General features: G+C 41.9%; 26 protein-coding genes. 2 read left to right on the forward strand and 24 right to left on the reverse strand.

Features of this window, described 5'->3' with window-relative positions; translation table 11 throughout:
- Positions 1-138 precede the first annotated feature (138 nt).
- The 3 genes from murA to N521_RS03335 all read right to left on the reverse strand — a co-directional run bounded on the left by murA (position 139) and on the right by N521_RS03335 (position 2,572).
- Positions 139-1,446, reverse strand: coding sequence for a UDP-N-acetylglucosamine 1-carboxyvinyltransferase (gene murA / locus N521_RS03325; protein WP_007497616.1), 1,308 nt, complete (start codon positions 1,444-1,446; stop codon positions 139-141).
- A 32-nt stretch (positions 1,447-1,478) separates the two neighbouring features.
- On the reverse strand, positions 1,479-2,213 hold the full coding sequence (locus N521_RS03330) for a YwmB family TATA-box binding protein (RefSeq protein WP_035389789.1): 735 nt from the start codon (positions 2,211-2,213) through the stop codon (positions 1,479-1,481).
- 128 nt (positions 2,214-2,341) lie between these two features.
- Complete coding sequence (locus N521_RS03335) at positions 2,342-2,572, reverse strand: DUF1146 family protein (RefSeq protein WP_025208130.1); 231 nt, start codon at positions 2,570-2,572, stop codon at positions 2,342-2,344.
- Between the two features lie 170 nt (positions 2,573-2,742).
- Between N521_RS03335 and N521_RS03340 the strand changes: the two genes are divergently transcribed.
- Entirely contained in the window at positions 2,743-3,219 is a 477-nt protein-coding gene (locus tag N521_RS03340; RefSeq protein ID WP_035389791.1) for a hypothetical protein, read from the forward strand.
- 42 nt (positions 3,220-3,261) lie between these two features.
- Here the strand turns inward: N521_RS03340 and N521_RS03345 are convergent, their stop codons facing one another.
- The 21 genes from N521_RS03345 to prfA all read right to left on the reverse strand — a co-directional run bounded on the left by N521_RS03345 (position 3,262) and on the right by prfA (position 20,240).
- On the reverse strand, positions 3,262-3,657 hold the full coding sequence (locus N521_RS03345) for a F0F1 ATP synthase subunit epsilon (protein WP_008343393.1): 396 nt from the start codon (positions 3,655-3,657) through the stop codon (positions 3,262-3,264).
- A gap of 24 nt (positions 3,658-3,681) precedes the next feature.
- Positions 3,682-5,103: a F0F1 ATP synthase subunit beta gene (gene atpD / locus N521_RS03350; RefSeq protein WP_008343395.1), complete on the reverse strand. Its 1,422-nt coding sequence runs from the start codon at positions 5,101-5,103 to the stop codon at positions 3,682-3,684.
- Between the two features lie 24 nt (positions 5,104-5,127).
- Positions 5,128-5,994: a F0F1 ATP synthase subunit gamma gene (locus N521_RS03355; protein ID WP_007497628.1), complete on the reverse strand. Its 867-nt coding sequence runs from the start codon at positions 5,992-5,994 to the stop codon at positions 5,128-5,130.
- 88 nt (positions 5,995-6,082) lie between these two features.
- Complete coding sequence (atpA, locus tag N521_RS03360; RefSeq protein WP_035389793.1) at positions 6,083-7,591, reverse strand: F0F1 ATP synthase subunit alpha; 1,509 nt, start codon at positions 7,589-7,591, stop codon at positions 6,083-6,085.
- Between the two features lie 16 nt (positions 7,592-7,607).
- Positions 7,608-8,153, reverse strand: coding sequence for a F0F1 ATP synthase subunit delta (locus N521_RS03365; RefSeq protein ID WP_007497632.1), 546 nt, complete (start codon positions 8,151-8,153; stop codon positions 7,608-7,610).
- Positions 8,150-8,662 (reverse strand): F0F1 ATP synthase subunit B, encoded by a 513-nt coding sequence (gene atpF, locus N521_RS03370; protein WP_007497634.1) that lies wholly within the window; start codon positions 8,660-8,662, stop codon positions 8,150-8,152. Before atpF ends, N521_RS03365 begins: the two co-directional genes overlap by 4 nt.
- 120 nt (positions 8,663-8,782) lie before the next feature.
- Complete coding sequence (gene atpE / locus N521_RS03375) at positions 8,783-8,995, reverse strand: F0F1 ATP synthase subunit C (RefSeq protein WP_003214968.1); 213 nt, start codon at positions 8,993-8,995, stop codon at positions 8,783-8,785.
- Between the two features lie 48 nt (positions 8,996-9,043).
- On the reverse strand, positions 9,044-9,778 hold the full coding sequence (gene atpB / locus N521_RS03380; RefSeq protein WP_007497637.1) for a F0F1 ATP synthase subunit A: 735 nt from the start codon (positions 9,776-9,778) through the stop codon (positions 9,044-9,046).
- A gap of 7 nt (positions 9,779-9,785) precedes the next feature.
- Positions 9,786-10,169: an ATP synthase subunit I gene (locus tag N521_RS03385; RefSeq protein ID WP_007497639.1), complete on the reverse strand. Its 384-nt coding sequence runs from the start codon at positions 10,167-10,169 to the stop codon at positions 9,786-9,788.
- A 498-nt stretch (positions 10,170-10,667) separates the two neighbouring features.
- A complete protein-coding gene (gene upp, locus N521_RS03390) occupies positions 10,668-11,297 on the reverse strand; it encodes a uracil phosphoribosyltransferase (RefSeq protein WP_003214553.1) in 630 nt (209 codons plus the stop codon).
- Between the two features lie 147 nt (positions 11,298-11,444).
- Entirely contained in the window at positions 11,445-12,692 is a 1,248-nt protein-coding gene (glyA, locus tag N521_RS03395) for a serine hydroxymethyltransferase (RefSeq protein WP_026050167.1), read from the reverse strand.
- 177 nt (positions 12,693-12,869) lie between these two features.
- Positions 12,870-13,409, reverse strand: a complete 540-nt coding sequence (locus tag N521_RS03400) for a TIGR01440 family protein (protein ID WP_035389796.1) — start codon at positions 13,407-13,409, stop codon at positions 12,870-12,872.
- A gap of 12 nt (positions 13,410-13,421) precedes the next feature.
- Positions 13,422-13,871, reverse strand: a complete 450-nt coding sequence (gene rpiB / locus N521_RS03405; protein ID WP_003214714.1) for a ribose 5-phosphate isomerase B — start codon at positions 13,869-13,871, stop codon at positions 13,422-13,424.
- 141 nt (positions 13,872-14,012) lie between these two features.
- A complete protein-coding gene (locus N521_RS03410; RefSeq protein WP_035389797.1) occupies positions 14,013-14,471 on the reverse strand; it encodes a low molecular weight protein arginine phosphatase in 459 nt (152 codons plus the stop codon).
- 63 nt (positions 14,472-14,534) lie between these two features.
- Complete coding sequence (locus N521_RS03415; RefSeq protein WP_025208133.1) at positions 14,535-15,089, reverse strand: manganese efflux pump MntP; 555 nt, start codon at positions 15,087-15,089, stop codon at positions 14,535-14,537.
- Between the two features lie 60 nt (positions 15,090-15,149).
- Positions 15,150-16,202, reverse strand: coding sequence for an L-threonylcarbamoyladenylate synthase (locus tag N521_RS03420; protein ID WP_080964928.1), 1,053 nt, complete (start codon positions 16,200-16,202; stop codon positions 15,150-15,152).
- Positions 16,203-16,363: 161 nt separating this feature from the next.
- On the reverse strand, positions 16,364-16,807 hold the full coding sequence (locus tag N521_RS03425; protein WP_035389800.1) for a GNAT family N-acetyltransferase: 444 nt from the start codon (positions 16,805-16,807) through the stop codon (positions 16,364-16,366).
- 63 nt (positions 16,808-16,870) lie between these two features.
- The gene (spoIIR, locus tag N521_RS03430) at positions 16,871-17,521 is read right to left on the reverse strand and encodes a stage II sporulation protein R (RefSeq protein ID WP_035389801.1); all 651 of its coding nucleotides are present in this window, start codon (positions 17,519-17,521) and stop codon (positions 16,871-16,873) included.
- 157 nt (positions 17,522-17,678) lie between these two features.
- Positions 17,679-18,158, reverse strand: coding sequence for a hypothetical protein (locus tag N521_RS03435; RefSeq protein ID WP_035389802.1), 480 nt, complete (start codon positions 18,156-18,158; stop codon positions 17,679-17,681).
- 137 nt (positions 18,159-18,295) lie between these two features.
- Positions 18,296-19,183, reverse strand: a complete 888-nt coding sequence (gene prmC / locus N521_RS03440) for a peptide chain release factor N(5)-glutamine methyltransferase (RefSeq protein WP_035389803.1) — start codon at positions 19,181-19,183, stop codon at positions 18,296-18,298.
- Positions 19,173-20,240: a peptide chain release factor 1 gene (gene prfA / locus N521_RS03445; RefSeq protein ID WP_008343422.1), complete on the reverse strand. Its 1,068-nt coding sequence runs from the start codon at positions 20,238-20,240 to the stop codon at positions 19,173-19,175. Before prfA ends, prmC begins: the two co-directional genes overlap by 11 nt.
- Positions 20,241-20,450: 210 nt before the next feature.
- Here prfA and racA point away from each other — a divergent pair, with 210 nt between their 5' ends.
- A complete protein-coding gene (gene racA / locus N521_RS03450) occupies positions 20,451-21,002 on the forward strand; it encodes a chromosome-anchoring protein RacA (RefSeq protein WP_035389804.1) in 552 nt (183 codons plus the stop codon).
- The last annotated feature ends 31 nt before the right edge of the window (positions 21,003-21,033 follow it).

The raw sequence follows: 21,033 nt of genomic DNA on the forward strand, positions 1-21,033 counted from the left end.
TTTGATTTACTGTTCGTCTTTATGAATAAAATTTAAAACGATTGGATACACTAATGATAAGCTTTTGAAAATGCAACCAGTCTATGATTCTAAAAAAAAATCAGCATGCCCAAATGGACACACTGATTTCTTTTATGATTATGCGTTTAGATCTGATACAACTTGTTCTTGTGTCACATCTGCTGATTCATCATTTACTCTTTCAATGTCTGCACCGATTGCTGCTAGTTTTTGGTGGAAGTTCACATATCCACGGTCAATATGCTTCAATTCAGTGACACGTGTATGACCTTCTGCCACTAATCCAGCAAGTACAAGTGCTGCTCCTGCTCTTAAATCAGTCGCTGCCACTTCAGCACCTTGAAGTTGAACAGGTCCATTGATTATCACAGAGCGACCCTCAATTTTAATATCGCCATTCATGCGGCGGAATTCTTCAGCATGCATAAAACGATTTTCAAACACAGTTTCTGTGATCATGCTTGTTCCGTTTGCACGAAGCAATAGCGCCATCATCTGAGATTGCATATCCGTTGGGAAACCAGGATGCGGCATTGTTTTTAGATCGATTGGCTTGAGCTCAGATGGTCCAATGACTCTTAAACCTTCTTCTTCTTCAATGATCTGAATACCCATTTCTTCCATTTTCGCCACAAGTGAAGTCATGTGCTCAGGCACAGCGCCTTTTACAAGAACATTCCCTTCAGTAATGGCTGCTGCCACCATAAACGTACCAGCTTCAATTCGGTCAGGGATGATGTTGTGTTTTGCACCGTGAAGTGTTTCTACACCTTCGATTTTGATTGTACCAGTTCCAGCACCGCGAACCTTACCGCCCATGGCATTAATGTAGTTTGCCAAATCAACAATTTCAGGTTCTTTTGCTACGTTTTCTAAAATCGTCGTTCCTTCAGCCAATGCTGCTGCCATGATGATGTTTTCAGTTGCCCCTACACTTGGGAAATCCAAATAGATTTTTGCACCTTTTAAACGGCCATTTACTTCAGCCTCGATGAAACCATTACCTACTTGAATTTTAGCTCCCATTGCTTCAAAGCCTTTTAAATGCTGATCAATTGGTCTTGAACCAATTGCACAACCACCAGGTAATGCAACTCTTGCATGACCTGTTCTAGCTAAAAGTGGTCCCATGACGAGCACAGATGCTCTCATTTTACGGACGTACTCAAACGGAGCCTCAGTTTCTAGTGCATGAGATGCATCTACTGATACTTCGTTATTTTCAAAATGTACTTCTGCTCCTAAATGACGTAACACTTCATTGATTGTATATACATCGGAGAGCGTAGGTACATCACAAATTACGCTTTTTTCTGTACTTGCTAACAAAGATGCAGCGATAACTGGTAAAACGGCATTTTTTGCGCCTTCTACTTTAACTGTGCCGTTTAACTTTTGACCGCCGCGGACGATGATTTTTTCCAAGGTCTTCCCCTCCGCGTCCCAAATTCTCTATATTAATATTCAGTCGTTACGATTGGTGTGCCAACCGTAATCGTATGATTTTCGTTCATTTCCGAACTTCTGATGGCAATTTGAACATTCATTTTATCATTTGAAGTCATAATGAACTGTTCCCACTTCTCTGTGTAAGCGGAAAGCGACACAAAATTAGACTCAACGAGATACTCAACAGGTTTTGCTTGAAATTCATTTGCTATCATTTCAGCTTTTTTTTGCAAAACAACATCCATCATACCATTTACATGACCATCGAGACAAGTAAAAATCACAAATTTTTCTTGTAATATGCTTTTTGCATGACGTACGAACTGATCATATGTATGCTCCCAGGTATTCAGTGGGCGAGCACCTTTTTGCTCATATAATAAATACGACTTTTGGTTTGATTTTGTGTCGGTCTTCACGAGTAAAATTTTCGATAATGTATCATTTTTTTCATCTTTGTAAATTCCTGTGACTTTGGTGACATGTTTCTCTTTTTTTTCGGTCCACTCATACTGTCGTAGTTCGTCTTTCAAACGTTTCACTTTTTTTGAAAATTGTTCGGATGAAATGTCTATATTTGTTTTGGCATGAAGCGTCCATCCACTTACTTCGATTTGCTGGTTTTTCATACCTTCTGCTATTTGGGCGAGCGTGGATGTTTCTTCCGCCCGAACACCTTGAATCATCAGAACAAAAAAAAGAATAAATGCAAATAATGGCCAACCTTTTAAACACTTTCTCACTTGTCATTCCCCCTTGCTACAAGTGTTGCCGCAAGGAGATCAATGCATACGTGGAAAAGTCATCAAAGGCCATATTTTTGACACTTCTTTTTACGTTCCCGCAGAAGGCAGTGACCAAACCTTTTATGTTAAAACATATAAGGGATTTGTCTGGAGAAATTTAAATAATCAAGGAAGAAATTGCTGACTGCCGATGCAATAGCAATCGTGATCAGCATCATGAGCAATCTAGCTTGAATAATTTTTCCTTTTTTAATCAGTGGATCGATATTCACCGCAAGCAATGCCCACCACGTAATGGCAATAAAAAATAGGTGGATCACAATACTAACAATTGCTTGTTGTCCTACGTCTTCCATACACTTGAATCCTCCTTTTATTGATTTCTGTAAAGGAAAACTCCCTTTCATTATATCCTCCAAAATCGGAAAGATGAATCATTTGGAAAAAAGAGCTACATTTAGAGTGAATCCCCTCTTATTCTGATGCGAAGGAGATGATATACTGCGGTGGAAGGAGCTGATCATATTTGAAAGATTCTTTTCCTGACTTTGTTGATTTGTACGGAGAACTGGTTCCCTCATTTGAACATGAATGGGAAGCCATTGCTTTCTACTTTGATTATAGACAGACACAGCTAGAAGAATTAGCACAATTGTGTCATTTTCATAACATTTCTTTGGATTACTCAGAGGAAAGCCTTTATCAGTTAGAGTCATTATACTTCGATGCCTTCCGTCAGCAGCTTTTTGCTGAGTGGAAAATGCCAATAGATGCATTAGAAGCGATGATGAGTGTGTATTTAGGAGAGGTTATCATCCGTCATCATTCAGATGCTGACTGGGTCGTGCGGCCTTATATGGACTCTTCGCACCAATATACGCTTGGCTTACGCAGAAATAATAAAACATGGCATTGCAGTACCCAATTTTGCGAGCAGTTATATCTAGAAAAGCAAGCATCTCATCCTTATGTGTCGATGTATCAATCTCTCATGTCATCCTAAAAAAAATCCTTCTTATCACAGTGATAAGAAGGATTTTCTGTTTTATTTCCCTGCTACATTTAAACGGTTTAATGCCCGTTTTAATGCGAGTTCCGCCCTGCGTACATCACTTTCATTCGGGTGGTTCAAATGCTCTTCAGCACGCTGTTTCGCTGATTTTGCACGATCGACATCAACTTTGTCTGATGTTTCAGCAGCCTGAGCAAGAATGGTTACTTTTTCGGGGCGAACTTCAACAAATCCACCGCTTACTGCAACCAATTCAGTTGATCCACTATGTTTTAAGCGAACTGCACCGATTTTTAGCGGAGCAACCATTGGAACGTGGCCAGCTAAAATCCCAAGCTCACCGCTTTCTGCTCTTACACTGACCATTTCCACATCCGCTTCATACACTGGGCCGTCGGGAGTAACGATATTGACTTGAACGGTCTTCATGCTTTTACCCTCCTAAGGACCAGATTAGGCCTCTACACCCATCTCTTTGGCTTTTTCAACCACTTCTTCAATGCGGCCGACTAAGCGGAATGCATCTTCTGGAAGGTGATCGTATTTACCAGATAAGATTTCCTTGAAGCCTTTAACAGTTTCTTGCAATGGCACATAAGAACCTTTTTGGCCAGTGAACTGTTCTGCTACGTGGAAGTTTTGAGATAGGAAGAATTGAACACGACGAGCTCTGTGTACCACAAGCTTATCGTCCTCAGATAATTCATCCATACCTAAAATGGCAATGATATCTTGCAATTCTTTATAACGTTGCAATGTTTGCTGAACTTCACGCGCGATCGCATAATGCTCTTCGCCAACAATCTCAGGTGCAAGGGCACGAGATGTTGAAGCAAGTGGATCTACCGCTGGGTAAATCCCCATCTCTGTCAACTTACGCTCAAGGTTTGTCGTTGCATCAAGGTGAGCGAACGTTGTAGCTGGAGCTGGATCTGTATAGTCATCCGCAGGTACATAGATCGCTTGAATCGATGTAACCGATCCTACGTTTGTAGACGTGATACGCTCTTGAAGCTGACCCATTTCTGTTGCAAGAGTTGGCTGATAACCTACCGCTGAAGGCATACGTCCAAGAAGGGCTGATACTTCAGAACCTGCTTGTGTAAAACGATAGATGTTATCGATGAAGAACAATACGTCTTGACCTTGTTCATCACGGAAATGCTCTGCCATTGTCAAACCAGTTAGAGCTACACGCATACGTGCACCTGGTGGCTCGTTCATTTGGCCGAAGACCATCGCTGTTTTTTCGATAACGCCAGAATCTTTCATTTCGTAGTAAAGGTCATTTCCTTCACGTGTACGCTCTCCAACACCAGCGAATACAGAAATACCGCCGTGTTCTTGTGCGATGTTGTTGATCAATTCTTGAATCAGAACGGTTTTACCAACACCGGCTCCACCGAATAGACCGATCTTTCCACCTTTGATGTAAGGAGCAAGAAGGTCAACAACTTTGATACCTGTTTCAAGAATTTCAACTTCTGTAGAAAGTTGATCAAAAGAAGGCGCTTGTCTGTGGATTGGGTCTCTTTGCGCTTCCACACCAAGTGGCTCATCTAAGTCAATGTTATCTCCCAGTACGTTGAATACACGTCCAAGTGTTACGTTACCAACTGGTACTGAAATTGGTTTTCCAAGGTCTACAGCTTCCATACCGCGCTTCACACCGTCTGTTGATGCCATTGCGATGGTTCTCACTGTATCATCACCTAAATGTAGTGCTACTTCTAAAGTTAAGTCGATATCAACTTCACTTTCGCTTTCCGCTTTATGCGAAACTTTGATCGCATTATAAATCTCAGGCAAGTGACCGTCTTCAAAACGAACGTCTACGACTGGTCCCATGATCTGACTGATGCGTCCTGTTTTCATTGCATTCCCTCCTGACAATTATTTCTATTCTAAGGCAGCTGCTCCGCCGACAATTTCTGTAATCTCTTGTGTAATCGCTGCTTGACGAGCACGGTTGTAAGAGAGTGTCAGGCTGTCGATCAATTCTTTTGCGTTGTCTGTTGCACTCTTCATTGCTGTCATCCTTGCAGCATGTTCACTTGCTTTGCTGTCAAGAAGCGCACCGAAAATCAAACTCTCTGCATATTGAGGAAGGAGAACTTCAAGAATTTCTTCTTCAGAAGGCTCAAACTCATAAGATGCGGAACGTTTATTTGGTGTCGCTGCGGCCGAAAGGTCCGTTAGCGGCAATAATTTTTTCTCTGTTACTTCTTGTGAAATGGCACTGACGAAATGGTTATAGAACATGTAAAGCTCATCAAACGCTTCATCAGAGAACATTTGCACTGTACTGCTTGCTAATTCTTTAATATCAGCAAACGCTACTTCGTCTCCAAGCCCTGTTACTTCAGAAATAACTGGAATACCACGCTTTTTGAAGAAGTCGCGTCCGATTTTACCAATCACAATCACCGCATATTCATCAGCAGATTGATGACGAGATTGAATGGCTTGGTAAGCGGCACGTAAAATCGAGCTGTTAAAAGGTCCTGCAAGTCCTCGATCAGATGTAATGACGAGATACCCTGTTTTCTTAACAGGTCTTGAAAGAAGCATTGGGTGCTTAGCACTTGTTCCAGTTGCGATTGCCGCAACGACTTCTTGGATTTTCTCCATGTATGGAACAAAGGACTTCGCATTATTTTCAGCACGATTCAGTTTCGCAGCTGATACCATTTGCATCGCTTTTGTGATCTGACTCGATTTTTTTGTTGACGTGATCCTTGACTTAATATCGCGTAATGAGGCCAAAGATTTCACCACCTTTTTTCAGGAATCCGTGTTCATTTACGTGAAAAGAGAGAAAAAGAGAATCTTTTTCTCTCGGAAAGATTACTAATTAGTTGCTTGGTGCAAACGTACGTTTAAAGCCTTCGATCGCTGTTTTCCACTCTTCATCAGCAGGCATGTTTCCTGTTTGAGAGATTGTGTCAAACAAGTCTTTATGGTTTTCTTCAATGTACATGAATAACTCAGCTTCAAAGCGTTTGACATCAGCAATCGCTACATCATCTAAGTATCCTCTTGTCAGTGCATAAAGAATCGCTACTTGTTTTTCAACTTTCAGCGGTTTGTTCAAGTCTTGTTTTAAGACCTCAACTGTTCTAGCACCACGGTTTAATTTGGCTTGAGTCGCTTGGTCTAGATCAGATCCAAACTGAGCGAATGCTTCAAGCTCACGATAAGAAGCAAGATCCAGACGAAGTGTACCTGCTACCTTTTTCATCGCTTTGATTTGTGCAGAACCACCTACACGAGATACAGACAATCCTGCGTTTACCGCTGGACGTACGCCTGAGAAGAAGAGATCAGATTGTAAGAAGATCTGTCCATCTGTGATTGAGATAACGTTTGTTGGGATATATGCAGAGATATCACCAGCTTGCGTTTCTACGAAAGGCAATGCTGTGATAGAACCGCCACCCTTTTCATCACTAAGCTTCGCTGCACGCTCTAATAAACGAGAGTGAAGATAGAAAACATCACCAGGGAATGCTTCACGGCCTGGAGGACGACGAAGCAATAATGAAAGCTCACGGTAAGCTGCCGCTTGTTTAGAAAGGTCATCATACACAACAAGCACATGCTTGCCGTTATACATGAATTCCTCACCCATCGTTACACCTGCATAAGGAGCAAGGTAAAGAAGTGGAGCTGGCTGTGATGCAGAAGCTGTGACAACGATTGTGTAGTCAAGCGCACCATGCTTACGAAGTGTTTCAACAACACCACGAACAGTTGATTCTTTTTGTCCGATCGCTACATAGATACAGATCATGTCTTGATCTTTTTGGTTAAGGATCGTATCGATTGCAACAGATGTTTTACCTGTTTGACGATCCCCAATGATCAATTCACGCTGTCCGCGTCCGATTGGAATCAAGGCATCAATTGCTTTAATTCCCGTTTGAAGCGGCTCATGTACCGATTTACGATCCATAACGCCTGGTGCTTCACTTTCGATTGGACGTGTTTTGCTTGTTAAAATTGGACCTAGTCCATCAACAGGCTGACCAAGTGGGTTCACAATACGTCCGATTAACTCTTCTCCTACTGGAACCTCCATGATACGACCTGTACGTTTTACGTCGTCACCTTCACGGATATCTTTGTAAGGTCCTAAGATTACGATACCTACGTTAGACTCCTCAAGGTTTTGAGCCATACCCATTACACCGTTAGAGAACTCAACAAGCTCTCCTGCCATAATGTTGTCAAGGCCATGTACACGCGCGATACCGTCCCCTACTTGAATGACTGTACCGACATCTTTTACTTCAATTTCAGATTGATAGTTTTGGATTTGCTGCTTTATCAGCGCGCTAATCTCTTCAGCTTTGATACTCACTAAGGTTTCACCCCTTCTAACGATTTTCGCCTGCAAGCTGACGTTCAATGCGGGAAAGCTTTCCGCTGACACTGCCGTCATAAATGCGGTTTCCGATACGGATTTTCACTCCGCCTATTAGATCCTTGTCAATCACGTTTTCAACACGCAGTGATGTGACTCCGGCTTTTTTGGCAAATACTTCAGATAAAGATTGAATTTCAGCTCCGCTGAGCGGTTTAACTGAATACACGATCGCATCGTCTATTTGTTTCGTACGGTTTGCAAGTTTCACAAACTCAGACGCCATTTCAGGAAAAATATTCGTGCGCCCGCGGTCAATCAGTAAATACATTGTGTGCAAAACATATGTCGAAACACCTTTGAAAGCTTCTGCAATCAGATGTTTCTTTTTGTCTGCCGTAATCTTCGGATGAACAAGAAAGTCATTTAATTCTTGGTCAGCCTTCAGAACTTTTTTGATCTCATTCAGCTCTTTTTCAGTTTCGTCTACTGCCGAAGAAGCAAGAACGATGTCAAAAAGAGCAGAAGCGTAACGCTTAGAGACAATAGTCACGCTCATCGGCTTTCGCCTGCCTCTTTAAGATACTCTTGAATCAATTTCTCTTGTGCTTGCTCATCAAGTTCTTTTTCAATCACTTTAGAAGCAATTAATACAGATAGTGATGCAACTTGCTCACGCAGTGCAGCCACAGCTTGTTCTTTTTCTTTCACGATTTCAGTTCTAGCAGACTCTTTCAAGCGCTCTGATTCTTGACGCGCTGCTTGAATGATATCTTCTTTTTGTTTCTCACCAATCTTTTTCGCATTTTCGATGAGTGTATGTGATTCTTCGCGTGCTTCTTTTAATAAGACACGTTGTTCTTCAAGAAGCTTTTCAGCTTGAACGTGCTTTTCTTCAGCACTTGAAATTTCATTTCCTATATAATCTTCACGCTGTTTCATAATCCCTAATAAAGGCTTAAGCGCAAATTTCTTTAAAAGTGCAAGCAGGATGAGCATAGCGATCAGCTGGAATATGATATCTCCGGTGTTTAGACCTGCTCCTAAAACTACTGGTAACTGAGACATTTAGTACGGCAACTCCCTTCTTTAAATAATATGTTAAGAAACAAAACATAAAGGAATGGCGAAGTTTCGAACTAATCTGATCTTCGCCATTAAAATTCATATTAGAACGCTTCTCACATATTAACCAAAGAATGCCAAGAATGCGATAACGACAGCGATAATTGGAAGTGCCTCAACTAAAGCTACCCCGATGAACATAAGAGTTCTTAGTTCTCTACCAGCTTCTGGCTGACGAGCGATTCCTTCAACTGTTTTAGATACGATTAGACCGTTACCAATACCTGCTCCTAGTGCTCCTAAACCGATTGCAATTGCTGCTGCTATTAAATTCATTAAAAAGCTCCTCCTTTAAAATAACGTCCTTTTTGGACTCTCAATTTTTTAGTGTTCGTCGCTGACTTTATGGGAGATATACACCATTGTCAGCATGGTGAAGATAAATGCCTGGATGGTTCCGACAAACAAACTGAATGCCTGCCATACAATCATCGGCACGATGGCACCTAATGTACCAATGATACCTAGTGCAAGGTTTTGCGAATAGAAATTAGTCGCAAGTCCTGCAAGTAAACCAAGAAGAATCTCTCCAGCGAAAATATTTCCATAAAGACGCAAACCAAGTGTTAATGTGTTTGCAAATTCTTCAATAATTTTCAGCGGTACTAAAAGTGGGATTGGTCTAAAGTAGTCTTTTGTATATTCCTTGACTCCTTTTGCTTTAACACCATAGTAGTGTGTCAATCCCATGACCATAACCGCTAGTGTCATTGTGATTGCAGGATCAGCAGTTGGTGATTTCCACCATAAGTTGTGATCGACCGTAATCGAGAATGGCAGTCCAAGCATGTTTGAAACAAATATGTACATGAGTAATGTAACGCCAAGCGCTAGAAATGGGGCTCCTGTTTTCATGTCCATCGAACTACCTATGATATTTCGAACAAAATCAACAATCCATTCCATGAAGTTCTGCGCCTTTGTCGGACGAATAGCCAGAACACGAGTAGTCAGCACCGCTATGAGAAGAACGATGATACTAGCAATCGTAATCATGAGAACATTGGATAAGTTGAACGTTAACCCTAAAAATTCTGTAGTTTTTGAACTGTGACCCAAAGAGTATTCACCTCTCTTCCATAGTAGAACGTTTAAGTTGAATGAAGGAATCTATCATAATGACAGGATATATTGTCATTAATCCTATAACAACACCTGCCAGATGAACTTCGTTAGGGTAACGCCAAGCAATCGCTACTGCGAGAATTGCGTTGGCCCACCTGGCTGTACTTCCCATTGAACGAATAGATTTTCCTTTTTTAACTGCTCGATCAAAAGCATGCATTCTCCGAATAAGCAGGAATAAATTAAAGAAAGCAAAAATTGTGCCGATAATGAAACCAAGAAACAGTGGTTTAAAACCAGGCATGGCATAGCCAAACACAAAAATTGCCAATAAATAGAACATATATTTACTCTGTCTGCGGAAAATGACGTTTGGATCGTTCATTCATCTGACTCCCGATGAAAAATATTGTAAAAAAGGTGATAAATGGTGATGAAAACTGCGTAGAAGACGCTTATGATAAGCCGTCCTGTTTGAAAAAAATCAATCACCCATCGGTCTAATTGTGCAATCAGACTTGAAATCTTTAGATCTATGGGATTCTGCTTCATTCGCTGATACAAACCCTGATTATTAAAGGGTTCACAATGAGGATTAGTAGAGTGCTATAGGCTATGAAAACCTTACCATAATACCCTCGTTTAGCATACAATAGCGTCTATGATGTGTCAATCCGTTGAAAGTTAAAAAACTTTTCTATAATGAGAGAGCACACAAAATGTTCACAATTTCATCAAACTTTAGGAGAGATGTGACATTCATTCAAAAAAACTGCTAATGTTCAGTATACATTGATTTTTCTAAGAACGATATCAACCGTTTGTCATATTTTTCAAAAAAGCCCACATGCACGTTTGCATGTGGGCTTTTCATGAATCATTCTTATTTTGTTCCATACATACGGTCACCAGCATCACCAAGACCTGGGATGATGTAACCTTTTTCGTTTAACTTCTCATCTAATGCTGCAATGTAGATATCAACATCTGGATGATGTTTTTGCATTTCTTCTACACCTTCTGGCGCAGCAATCAGACACATGAAGCGGATGTTTTTCGCACCGCGTTTTTTCAAGCTGTTTAATGCTTCTACTGCTGATCCGCCCGTTGCAAGCATTGGGTCTACTACGATAAATTCACGCTCTTCCACATCAGATGGAAGCTTCACATAATATTCAACAGGCTTTAATGTCTTCGGATCACGGTATAAACCGACATGTCCCACTTTGGCAGCTGGAATGAGTTTCAAAATCCCGTCTACCATTCCAAGACCTGCTCTTAAAATCGGCACAACTCCGAGTTTTTTACCTGAGATCACGTTTGATTTAGCGACTTGTACAGGTGTTTCTACATCTACCTCTTCAAGCGGTAAGTCTCTTGTGATTTCAAATGCCATTAATGTTGCGACTTCATCCACTAGCTCTCTAAATTCTTTTGTTCCTGTATGAACGTCACGAATATATGTAAGTTTGTGCTGAATAAGCGGGTGATCAAATACATAAACCTTTGCCATTGCTTGCTACAACTCCTTTTCTGTCATCTTCCGGTGAACTTTGCACACTTCCTACAATTCTACATAAAAAGACATCATCTTTCAATATGATTCGCAAATCCTACAAAAAAAACCCACATGCCAAAAATAGGCAAATGGGTCTGCATTTTAATAATCTAATTCATGATATAGAGGGAAACGAGCTGTCAGATCAGATACACGCTTTTTCGCCTCTTCTAATTTCGCTTCATCTTCATGATGTTTCAGAGCAAGCGCAATAATGGAACCGACTTCTTTCATCGCTTCTTGATCGAAGCCACGGCTTGTCACTGCTGCTGTACCTACACGTACACCACTTGTAACAAATGGTTTCTCTGGATCATATGGAATTGCATTTTTGTTCACCGTGATACCAATTTCATCAAGAACGTTTTCTGCAATTTTTCCTGTAATGCCAAGAGAGCGCAAGTCGATGAGAACAAGATGGTTGTCTGTTCCACCAGATACAAGCTGAATATCCTCAGATAAAAGTGTTTCAGCTAGTTGTTTTGCGTTATCAATCACGTTTTGTGCATATGTTTTGAAATCTCCGTTCAATACTTCACCGAAAGAAACAGCTTTTGCAGAGATCACATGCATGAGTGGTCCACCTTGAATACCAGGGAAGATCGATTTGTCGATCTTTTTACCAAACTCTTCACGGCATAGAATCATTCCGCCGCGAGGTCCGCGTAATGTTTTGTGAGTTGTCGTTGTCACAAAATCAGCGTAAGGAACTGGATTTGGATGAAGACCTGCTGCAACAAGACCCGCGATGTGAGCCATGTCCACCATAAAGTAAGCACCGACTTCATCGGCAATTTCACGGAACTTTTTGAAATCAATTTGACGTGGGTAAGCACTTGCCCCCGCTACGATTAGTTTCGGCTTATGCTCACGTGCTTTTTCAAGTACATCTTGGTAGTCGATATGCTGTGTTTCTTTATCTACACCGTATTCTACAAAGTTGTACTGTACGCCGCTAAAGTTTACAGGGCTTCCATGTGTTAAATGCCCGCCATGTGATAAGTTCATGCCTAGCACTGTATCGCCATGCTCAAGGATTGTAAAGTATACGGCCATATTCGCTTGAGCACCTGAGTGAGGCTGTACGTTCACATACTCAGCGCCAAAAATTTCTTTTGCGCGGTCACGTGCGATATCTTCTACAACGTCTACATGTTCACAGCCGCCATAGTAGCGTTTACCAGGGTAACCTTCTGCATATTTGTTTGTTAAGACAGAGCCCTGCGCTTCCATGACTGCTTCGCTTACGAAGTTTTCTGATGCAATTAATTCGATTTTGTCCTGCTGGCGTTTCCGCTCTAGTTGAATTGCTTTGAATACTTGTGCGTCTTGCTCAGGTAAATGTTTCATCAGCGAAATCCTCTCCAATCTATTTCCATTCGATGTTTTCACCATCTCATTGTACACGGTTTTTGAGTAAAATGTAAAAGTTTTTTTTGGAAAATCGACTTCTTTTTTATGAAAACCCGAATATTCAAGGGGTGAAGCGTCTTCATCATTCAACATTATATTAGAAATATATCCGAACTATGATCTTGTATAAACGGCTCGTTCTCCGCCAATCAGCTTTGGACGAGTTTTTGCAAACGTCACATGTGCTTGTCCTAATTGATGACGGCTGAGACGGACCGGTACGGCTACCCGCTTTAAGTGCATACCGATGAATGTATCACCGATATCAATCCCTGCATGCGCTGAAATGGATTCAACCAGCACAGGGTGTTCCATTTGCTGATACGCATGCGTCGCCATAGAACCACCCGCCTGACGGACAGGTACTGCCGCTACAATTTCTAAGTTAAGCCGGTACGCCACCTCTTCTTCCACAACGAGGGCACGATTCAAATGCTCGCAGCATTGGAAAGCCAATTCGATTCCTGTCTCGCGTCTCAGTTGATCGAGCTCTTGATAAATAGCTTCAGCAATTTGCTCACTTCCCGCTGTTCCAATGTGCTCGCCAGCCACTTCTGACGTACTGCAGCCAATCACTAAAATGTGGCCGGCTCGCAGTTCAACTGTTTGATGAAACTCTTTTAACATCTCAAGCCAATCTTGACCAATGTTCATGTTAAGCGCTCCTTACAGGTGCTTTTCTTCGTAATCAGCGATTTTACCAATCCGCACAGCATGACGTCCTGCAGTAAATTCTGTTGTCAGCCAAATGTGAGCAATCTCTCTTGCCAATCCTGGTCCAATGACTCGTTCTCCCATCGCAAGAACATTTGTATCGTTATGTTCTCTCGTCGCCTTTGCACTGAATGTATCATGCGCCAGTGCACAGCGGATGCCTTTCACTTTGTTTGCTGAAATGCTCATTCCGATACCTGTCCCGCAAATCAAAATGCCGCGATCGACTTCCCCGTTTGCCACCATATTGGCTACAGGAAAAGCATAGTCAGGGTAGTCTACAGAACCTGATCCACATTCACAACCCATATCAATGTATTCAATCTTTAATTCATCCATTAGTTGTTTGATTTCTTCACGAATATTCGTTCCGCCGTGATCGGATGCAATGGCTACTTTCATCGGGCAATTCCTCCTAAGGGTGAGTTAATCTGTCATGTCTTACATTCATTCTTTATTTACAGTTATATTTTAACCTCTGCCTAGTCATTTGCAAACAAAAGCAGAAAAACCGTTTACGCAACGGTTTTACAGGTTGTCCATTTATGAGGATTTGTGATCCTGTTTAAGCTTTTTAGCAAGTTGATACAATAGCGTTTCTAGTTCATCTCGTGTCTCCTGATAAATGGAGAGACTCCCTCCAAATGGATCCGACACGTCACCTTCTGATCCTGTCGCAAATTCTTTTAGAGTGAAGACCTTGTCTTTCACATGAGCATATTGCTCCACAATCAACTGCTTATGCTGAATCGTCATGGTGAAGACATAATCTGCTTCATGAAGAAGTTCTTCTGTTAGTTTAGACGACGAGTGATTCAGTGGAATGCTTTTCTCAAATAATGCTTCGACTGCTTGAGGAGAAGCCTTCTCTGCATCAGAGGCGAAGATGCCCGCTGATTTTACAGTGACCTGTAAGCCTTTTTCATCTGCAATGGAGGAAAAAAGGGCTTGAGCCATCGGACTTCTGCAAGTATTTCCCGTACAAACAAATAAGATATTCATCTTTCGACCTCCTTTTCTTCTATTATATAGCATTTCATTCAACATGTTATGTAAGGAGACTGGCTAGAGCGGAAATAATAATTTGATTCCAAAGGCTAGTAAAATCAATCCGCCAAGCGCCCCGCTGTATGAACCTACCCATGACCGAACCTGTTTACCGAGTAATAATCCAAGCCATGTGAGCATCATACTAAAAAAGCCAAACAATAAAATGGTCATCAACACCCGAGAACCGTAAATCCCCAGGCTTAAGCCAACGGAAAAACTATCTAAACTCACACTTGTTGCAAAAAGAACGAGACCGGCCCCAACAGGTGCGATAAATGGCTTATCTTCTTTTCGGATAGAAGCGATGATCATTTGCAGACCCAGCACCAAAAGCAGCGCCCCGCCTATATAGGTTGCTAGGAGCCCAAGCCAGCCAGATAAAAGCTGACCTGTTAGCATGCCAAAAAGAGGCATAAACATATGAAATATCCCAATGACAAGTCCAATATAAAGGATCTGGCGGAATCTCAGCTGAATCATCCCCATGCCGAGTCCAACCGAAAAGGCATCCATTCCAAGTGCAAAAGCCATGATACTGAGTGTCAGCAATTCGCCAGCTAGTTCATTCATGTAAATCCCCCTTGGACACGCATTCTCCTTTAACCTATGTTTGTCCAAGAGAGGTTAGAACTATTTGAATGAAGAGAGAGTGCGCCCTCCTGCCGCTTTTTGCAGACGGTTCATGATCGCAGAACCAACTCCCTGCTCTGAGAAGGCTTCTGAAATGATCAAGTCTACATCCGTTTCATCAAATTGTCTCAGCACACGATATAAGTTTGCCGCAACCGTTTCAGGCTTTTCTCTCCATCCACAGCTAAAGATAACATCTGCCGCAAACCATTCCTTCTTTTCTTCTGTTGTCAGCACACCTACTTTTAGCCCTTCAGCTCGGTACTTCTGAATGTGCAGCTGCATGTCTTCATCACTTCCATGAAATATATACATTTGTGCTTCAGGTGCATAATGTGTGTATTTCATTCCCGGCGATACTGGCGCCTCATCCTTTTTCGTCAACCCTGGATCCATGTTGACCGTTCCTACGACCTCTTCTAACGCTTCTTTTGTAATACCGCCCGGCCTTAAGATCACTGGAATCTCCTCTATACAGGATACAACCGTTGACTCCACGCCAATACCTGTTGAACCACCATCGACAATGCCAGCAATTTTCCCATCAAGATCACTCGCGACATGATCCGCAAGTGTCGGCGACGGTTTTCCCGAACGGTTGGCACTAGGCGCGGCAATTGGCAGACCAGCTGCTCGGATGAGTTCAAGCGCAACAGGATGATCAGGCATTCTTACGCCTACTGTCGTTAAACCTGCCGTCACCTGCTTTGATAATGTGCCCGGCTTACAAGGTAGAACAATGGTGAGAGCGCCTGGCCAAAAGGCATCCATCAGCGCTGTTACTTTTTCATTTTCTATTTGCGCAAATTCATGAAGCTGTTGAACGTCCGCAATGTGAACAATCAATGGATTATCACTTGGGCGTCCTTTCGCTTCATAAATTTTCTTCACAGCCTCTGTCTCTTTTGCATTTGCCCCTAGTCCATACACCGTTTCTGTCGGAAAAGCGACCACTTCATTCTGCCGCAACAACAGAGCTGCTTGTTCAATTTGTGGATAGTATGTGGATAAATCCTTTTTTAAATCCACAGACCACCTTTTTGTATTTAACATCATACAAACTCCTTTTAAAAAAGATAAAACTGTTGATATATCTCAATTATCCTTTTGAAAGTATAAAAGATGATGCTAAATAAAACAAGCGTTGTCCACAATTTGTGGATAACGCTTGTTTTACAGTGGATAAGTATGTGAATAAGTCCGGTGTTTTGTGATTAACTAGCTGTTTTTTGTAGCACAACCGCCTGCTCTTTTCCCAACGACTCTTTAGCATGCGCAGATACCCACACACTTTCTGGGATTTCCTCTATAGGCGTAAAACCCATCAGCGCTAAAAAATCATGCGAGGAGGAGTGATTGGGTACAACATAAAAGGTGTCCACACCTTGTTTTTCCCCTAGCGTTTGAACACTTTGGAACAAAGAAACGATATGCCCTTGGCCGAGTTTATCTGATATCACAAGTGATCTTAACAATCCTTCTTGTTCATTTAGTCGTTCAAGACCTAAACAGCCTGCAAGCTCACCGTCTGCATCTTCCATGACCACAAATGACGTACGCTCTGCAATCGTCACCCCGCCTTTTGCTTGGCCTTTTTCAAGAAAAGCATTAATGGCCGGGGCATCTTCTTCTGTCGCTATTCTTAATTGATAATACATGCTTTCACCTCTTTTTGTTCTCTTACTTCAACTCTATGAGGCAAAAACAGATTTAGACCTTTTTTAAGAGAAAAGACTAGAGACCCATTCGAACAGAAAGAATTTCACTTCACCCGTCTCTTCTTCTTTTACCACTTCATTGACAGATTCATTTGATGGCTCTGCGGCTACCTGCTCTTTATCATCTCCTTCTGGTGAGGCGATCGCTTCTCCGTTTGAAAAATCGATAAAGCAGAGAGGTGGGAATAACACACACCACCAATTGGCTCCGTCTCCTTCCCCTAACGTAATCAAAATGGCTTCATATTTCCCAGCAGGATAAACAAAGTTGCCATATAGCTTTGTTGGAAATGAGGCTTTTTGAAAGCTGACCGATACGGATTGATCAATGTGTTGTTCCTTTAATTTTGCTTTGGCAATACGATTGATGTCTGGAAGCTTTGAACGAATCACACGTCTAGCTTCTTCAATGGATGTGAGGTCTTTCACCCACTCCGTTATATTGGCATTGACCTCATCTCGAATACTTCGTTTCACATCTTGATCTGCCGACCGGTCACTGTTGGCTAAAATGCGTAAACGAATGGCTTCATCTGGAATCACAATAGGCTGATTGGCAGATGCAGCTGCCGTCTCCTCTTTTCCAAGGTTTGCAAAAGCACCACATAATAATAGAAACATATAAAGACAAATCATCATTTTACTTTTGAACATGATGTGTTCCCCCCACTTTTTCTCTTCGCTAAAAACATTGTGTCCAGGAAACGCATCTCGTAAACAGCAAAAATGATTTTTTTAATAGATTATGAGGTCAGCCTCTTTATGAGGGGAGCGAATCAACATTTCTCCTGCACGCAAAAAGCCGTTCAACTTATGAACGGCTTTTTAGTGAGGATTGGTAATCGGAAGGGTACAATCTCCCATCCCAATCTCGGCTGATTCTTAAACCCGAATCTGTTTTGATGACTGTCATTGCGCCTTTTTTCTCGATTTCCTTTTTGACCTTTCCTTTATGGTCAATAAATTGAATGATCATTTCATAGTCAAATTCAATCCTGTCATCGCTTTCATCTGAAGGTGTAAACGTAATTTTTTTCAGTTTAATTTGACAATCTTGATCTTTTGCTGCTTCTAATACACTTGGAAACATGCTGTCTTGTGTATATTCTTGATATTCATGCTCGGTTAAATAATCCTTCAACTTCTCCTTCATGTCAGATAGGTCATCCGTTCGATTCACTGTGTATTGTGCTTTTTTATAGTTTTCCCCAAATGCTGCTGCTTCTTTTTTAAAGCTCGGTTTACCGCAAGCACTCACAATCAATAGTACACTGACGATGACCAACACCATCGCATACCTTCTGTTCACACCATTCGCTCCTTCAAAACAAATTTATGTAAAAAATCATGATCAGAATGTTCATTCTTCTATATATACGTTTCCCTTTTACCATAAGTTTCATCTTTACATAATAAAATAGTCCGACTTTATTCAGCCGGACTTCCGTTTTGAATGTGTGCGCAAACCGCTCGATCCTTTCCGTTGATGTCCTTGATGATATGAACATCAGCTGAAGGGAACGCCTGCAAAAGAAGCGCTTTTACATCTTTTGCTTGTGTATGTCCTATTTCAAAGACAACCACCGCTTGCTGATGAAGTACCTTGTGGAGATCACAAGCGATACGCTCATAAAACCACAGGCCATCACGCCCATCTGTCAGCGCATTGACAGGTTCATGCTTTGTGACAACCTCTGATAAACCATCCATTTCTTCTGCCGCAATATAAGGAGGATTGGAAATAAACACATCGACTTTGATGCCTTGAGCCATAATCGGTTCAAGTAAATCCCCTTGGACAAAATGAACGTCTGCACCAAGCGCTTCTTGATTTCGCTTTGCTACTTCAAGTGCTTCATGTGAAATATCCGTCGCTGTCACAGTGAGAGATTCTTTTTCAAGAGCTAACGTAATCGCAATTGCACCGCTACCTGTTCCTACATCAACAGCTTTGAGCGGCTGATCATCAGGAAACACACGATTCATCATGTTTAATGCCGCCAGCACCACTTCCTCCGTTTCAGGACGAGGAATCAGAACGTGTTTGTTTACCTCAAAAGGACGCCCATAAAAAAATTCAACACCCGTTAAATGCTGCACAGGCACTCCACGCTTGTGCTGCGCGACGAACTCGCTGAATTGTGAATCTTGCTCCTCTGGCAGTGGATCATGAAAACGGGCAAGAAGTTCACTTCTGCTCCATCCAAGCACATGCATCAACATTAACTCTGCTGCGTTTTGGTCTCTGCCCGCTTCCGTTAACAAAGAAGAAGCCCATTTAAGGGCTTCAAAGATCGTTCGCTCTTTATTTTGCATTTTGAAGTTTTCTTGCTTGGTCTTCCATAATTAATGCATCAATGACCTCGTCAAGTTTCCCTTCTAAAATTTGATCAAGCTTTTGAATCGTCAATCCAATGCGGTGGTCCGTCACGCGGTTTTGCGGGAAATTGTACGTACGGATACGCTCTGAACGATCCCCTGTTCCAACAGCAGATTTACGGGTTTGGTCATATTCAGCTTGTGCTTCACGCTGGAATTTATCATAAATTCTCGCACGCAAAACTTTCATCGCTTTTTCTTTGTTTTTGATTTGTGATTTCTCATCCTGACAGGAAACCACTACACCTGTTGGAAGGTGAGTCAAACGAACAGCAGACATTGTGGTATTAACACTTTGTCCCCCTGGTCCGCTTGATGCGAATGTATCCACACGAATATCTTTTTCGTGGATATCAATTTCAACTTCCTCAGCCTCTGGTAATACAGCAACTGTCGCTGTTGATGTATGAATACGGCCGCCTGACTCAGTTTCAGGAACACGCTGCACGCGGTGTGCACCGTTTTCAAACTTTAGTTTAGAATATGCACCTTTACCGCTAATCATAAAGATGATCTCCTTATAACCGCCAGTTCCAGTGACACTCGCTTCCATGACTTCCGTTTTCCAGCCTTGCATTTCAGCATAACGGCTGTACATACGGTACAGGTTTCCTGCAAACAGCGCAGCCTCTTCTCCGCCCGCTGCACCACGAACCTCCACAATAACGTTCTTATCGTCATTCGGATCTTTCGGGATGAGTAAGATTTTTAGCTCGTCTTCTAAACGTTCTGTTTCCTCTGTGAGCTCTGAAATTTCTTCTTTGACCATGTCGCGCATATCGGCATCGAGCTTATCTTCCAGCATGGCTTTCGCATCACTTAGCTGATCATATGCCGCACGATATTGTCTATATACCTCAACAGTTTCTTGAATATCAGATTGTTCCTTCGAATATTCACGAAGCTTCTTAGGGTCGTTCACCACTTCAGGGTCACTTAAATATTCATTTAGCTTTTCATAGCGTTCTTCAATTGATTTTAAACGGTCTAACATGGTCTTCACCTCTGTTTTGTGCGTAACAGTCTAATTATAGTATAGCGGGGTATGACAGTCAAAAAAATTTCCAAAACAATTGATTTTCTGCAATTTTTCACTAGAAAACACGATCTTTGGCGATTGGTTACTTGTTTTGTCTAACGTGAAGGAACGGATGCTCACGAAAGAGAATGGTACTTGTAATTGAAAAAAGGGAGGGCATTTGGTTTGAATACAAATGAGGTTGCAAAGGAAATTGGTGTATCTTCAAAAACCATTCAGCGCTGGGTCAAACAGCTCAACATCCCTGTCGCCCGGAATGAACTAGGACATTATGAATTTCATGATGACATTGTCCAGCTGCTCAAAGAGGTCCAACACCAAATGAACGAAGGTGTGATTCTCCATGACATTAGACTGCCGATCCATGAAGAAACCGCCCAGCAATTATCACCTACTGTAGAAACTTCTGACTCATCAAAACGGATAGAAGCCTTAGAAGAACAAGTGAAACAGCTCCTTCAAGAGCAATCACATGTCAGTCATATTGAAGCCCGTTTTCAAGAATTAGAACGGAAACTCGCTAAGAAAGCAGATGAAGGCGTTTCCTACCAGCTCCTCCAGCACAGAAGAGAAATTGAAGAATTAACTGCAAAATTAGAACGCCTCACAGCCGCATTGACAAAACCAAAACCATCAAAAGAAGAAGAAAAGGAAAAGGCACACCCCGAAATGAAAAAAAAGCGTGCACTCTTCCCTCTGTTTCATTCATTTCGCTAAGAAAGGCTGCCTAACGAGGCAGCCTTTCTAC

It is taken from the genome of Bacillus sp. UNC125MFCrub1.1, assembly GCF_000701305.1.
Lineage (GTDB): Bacteria > Bacillota > Bacilli > Bacillales > Bacillaceae > Bacillus > Bacillus altitudinis.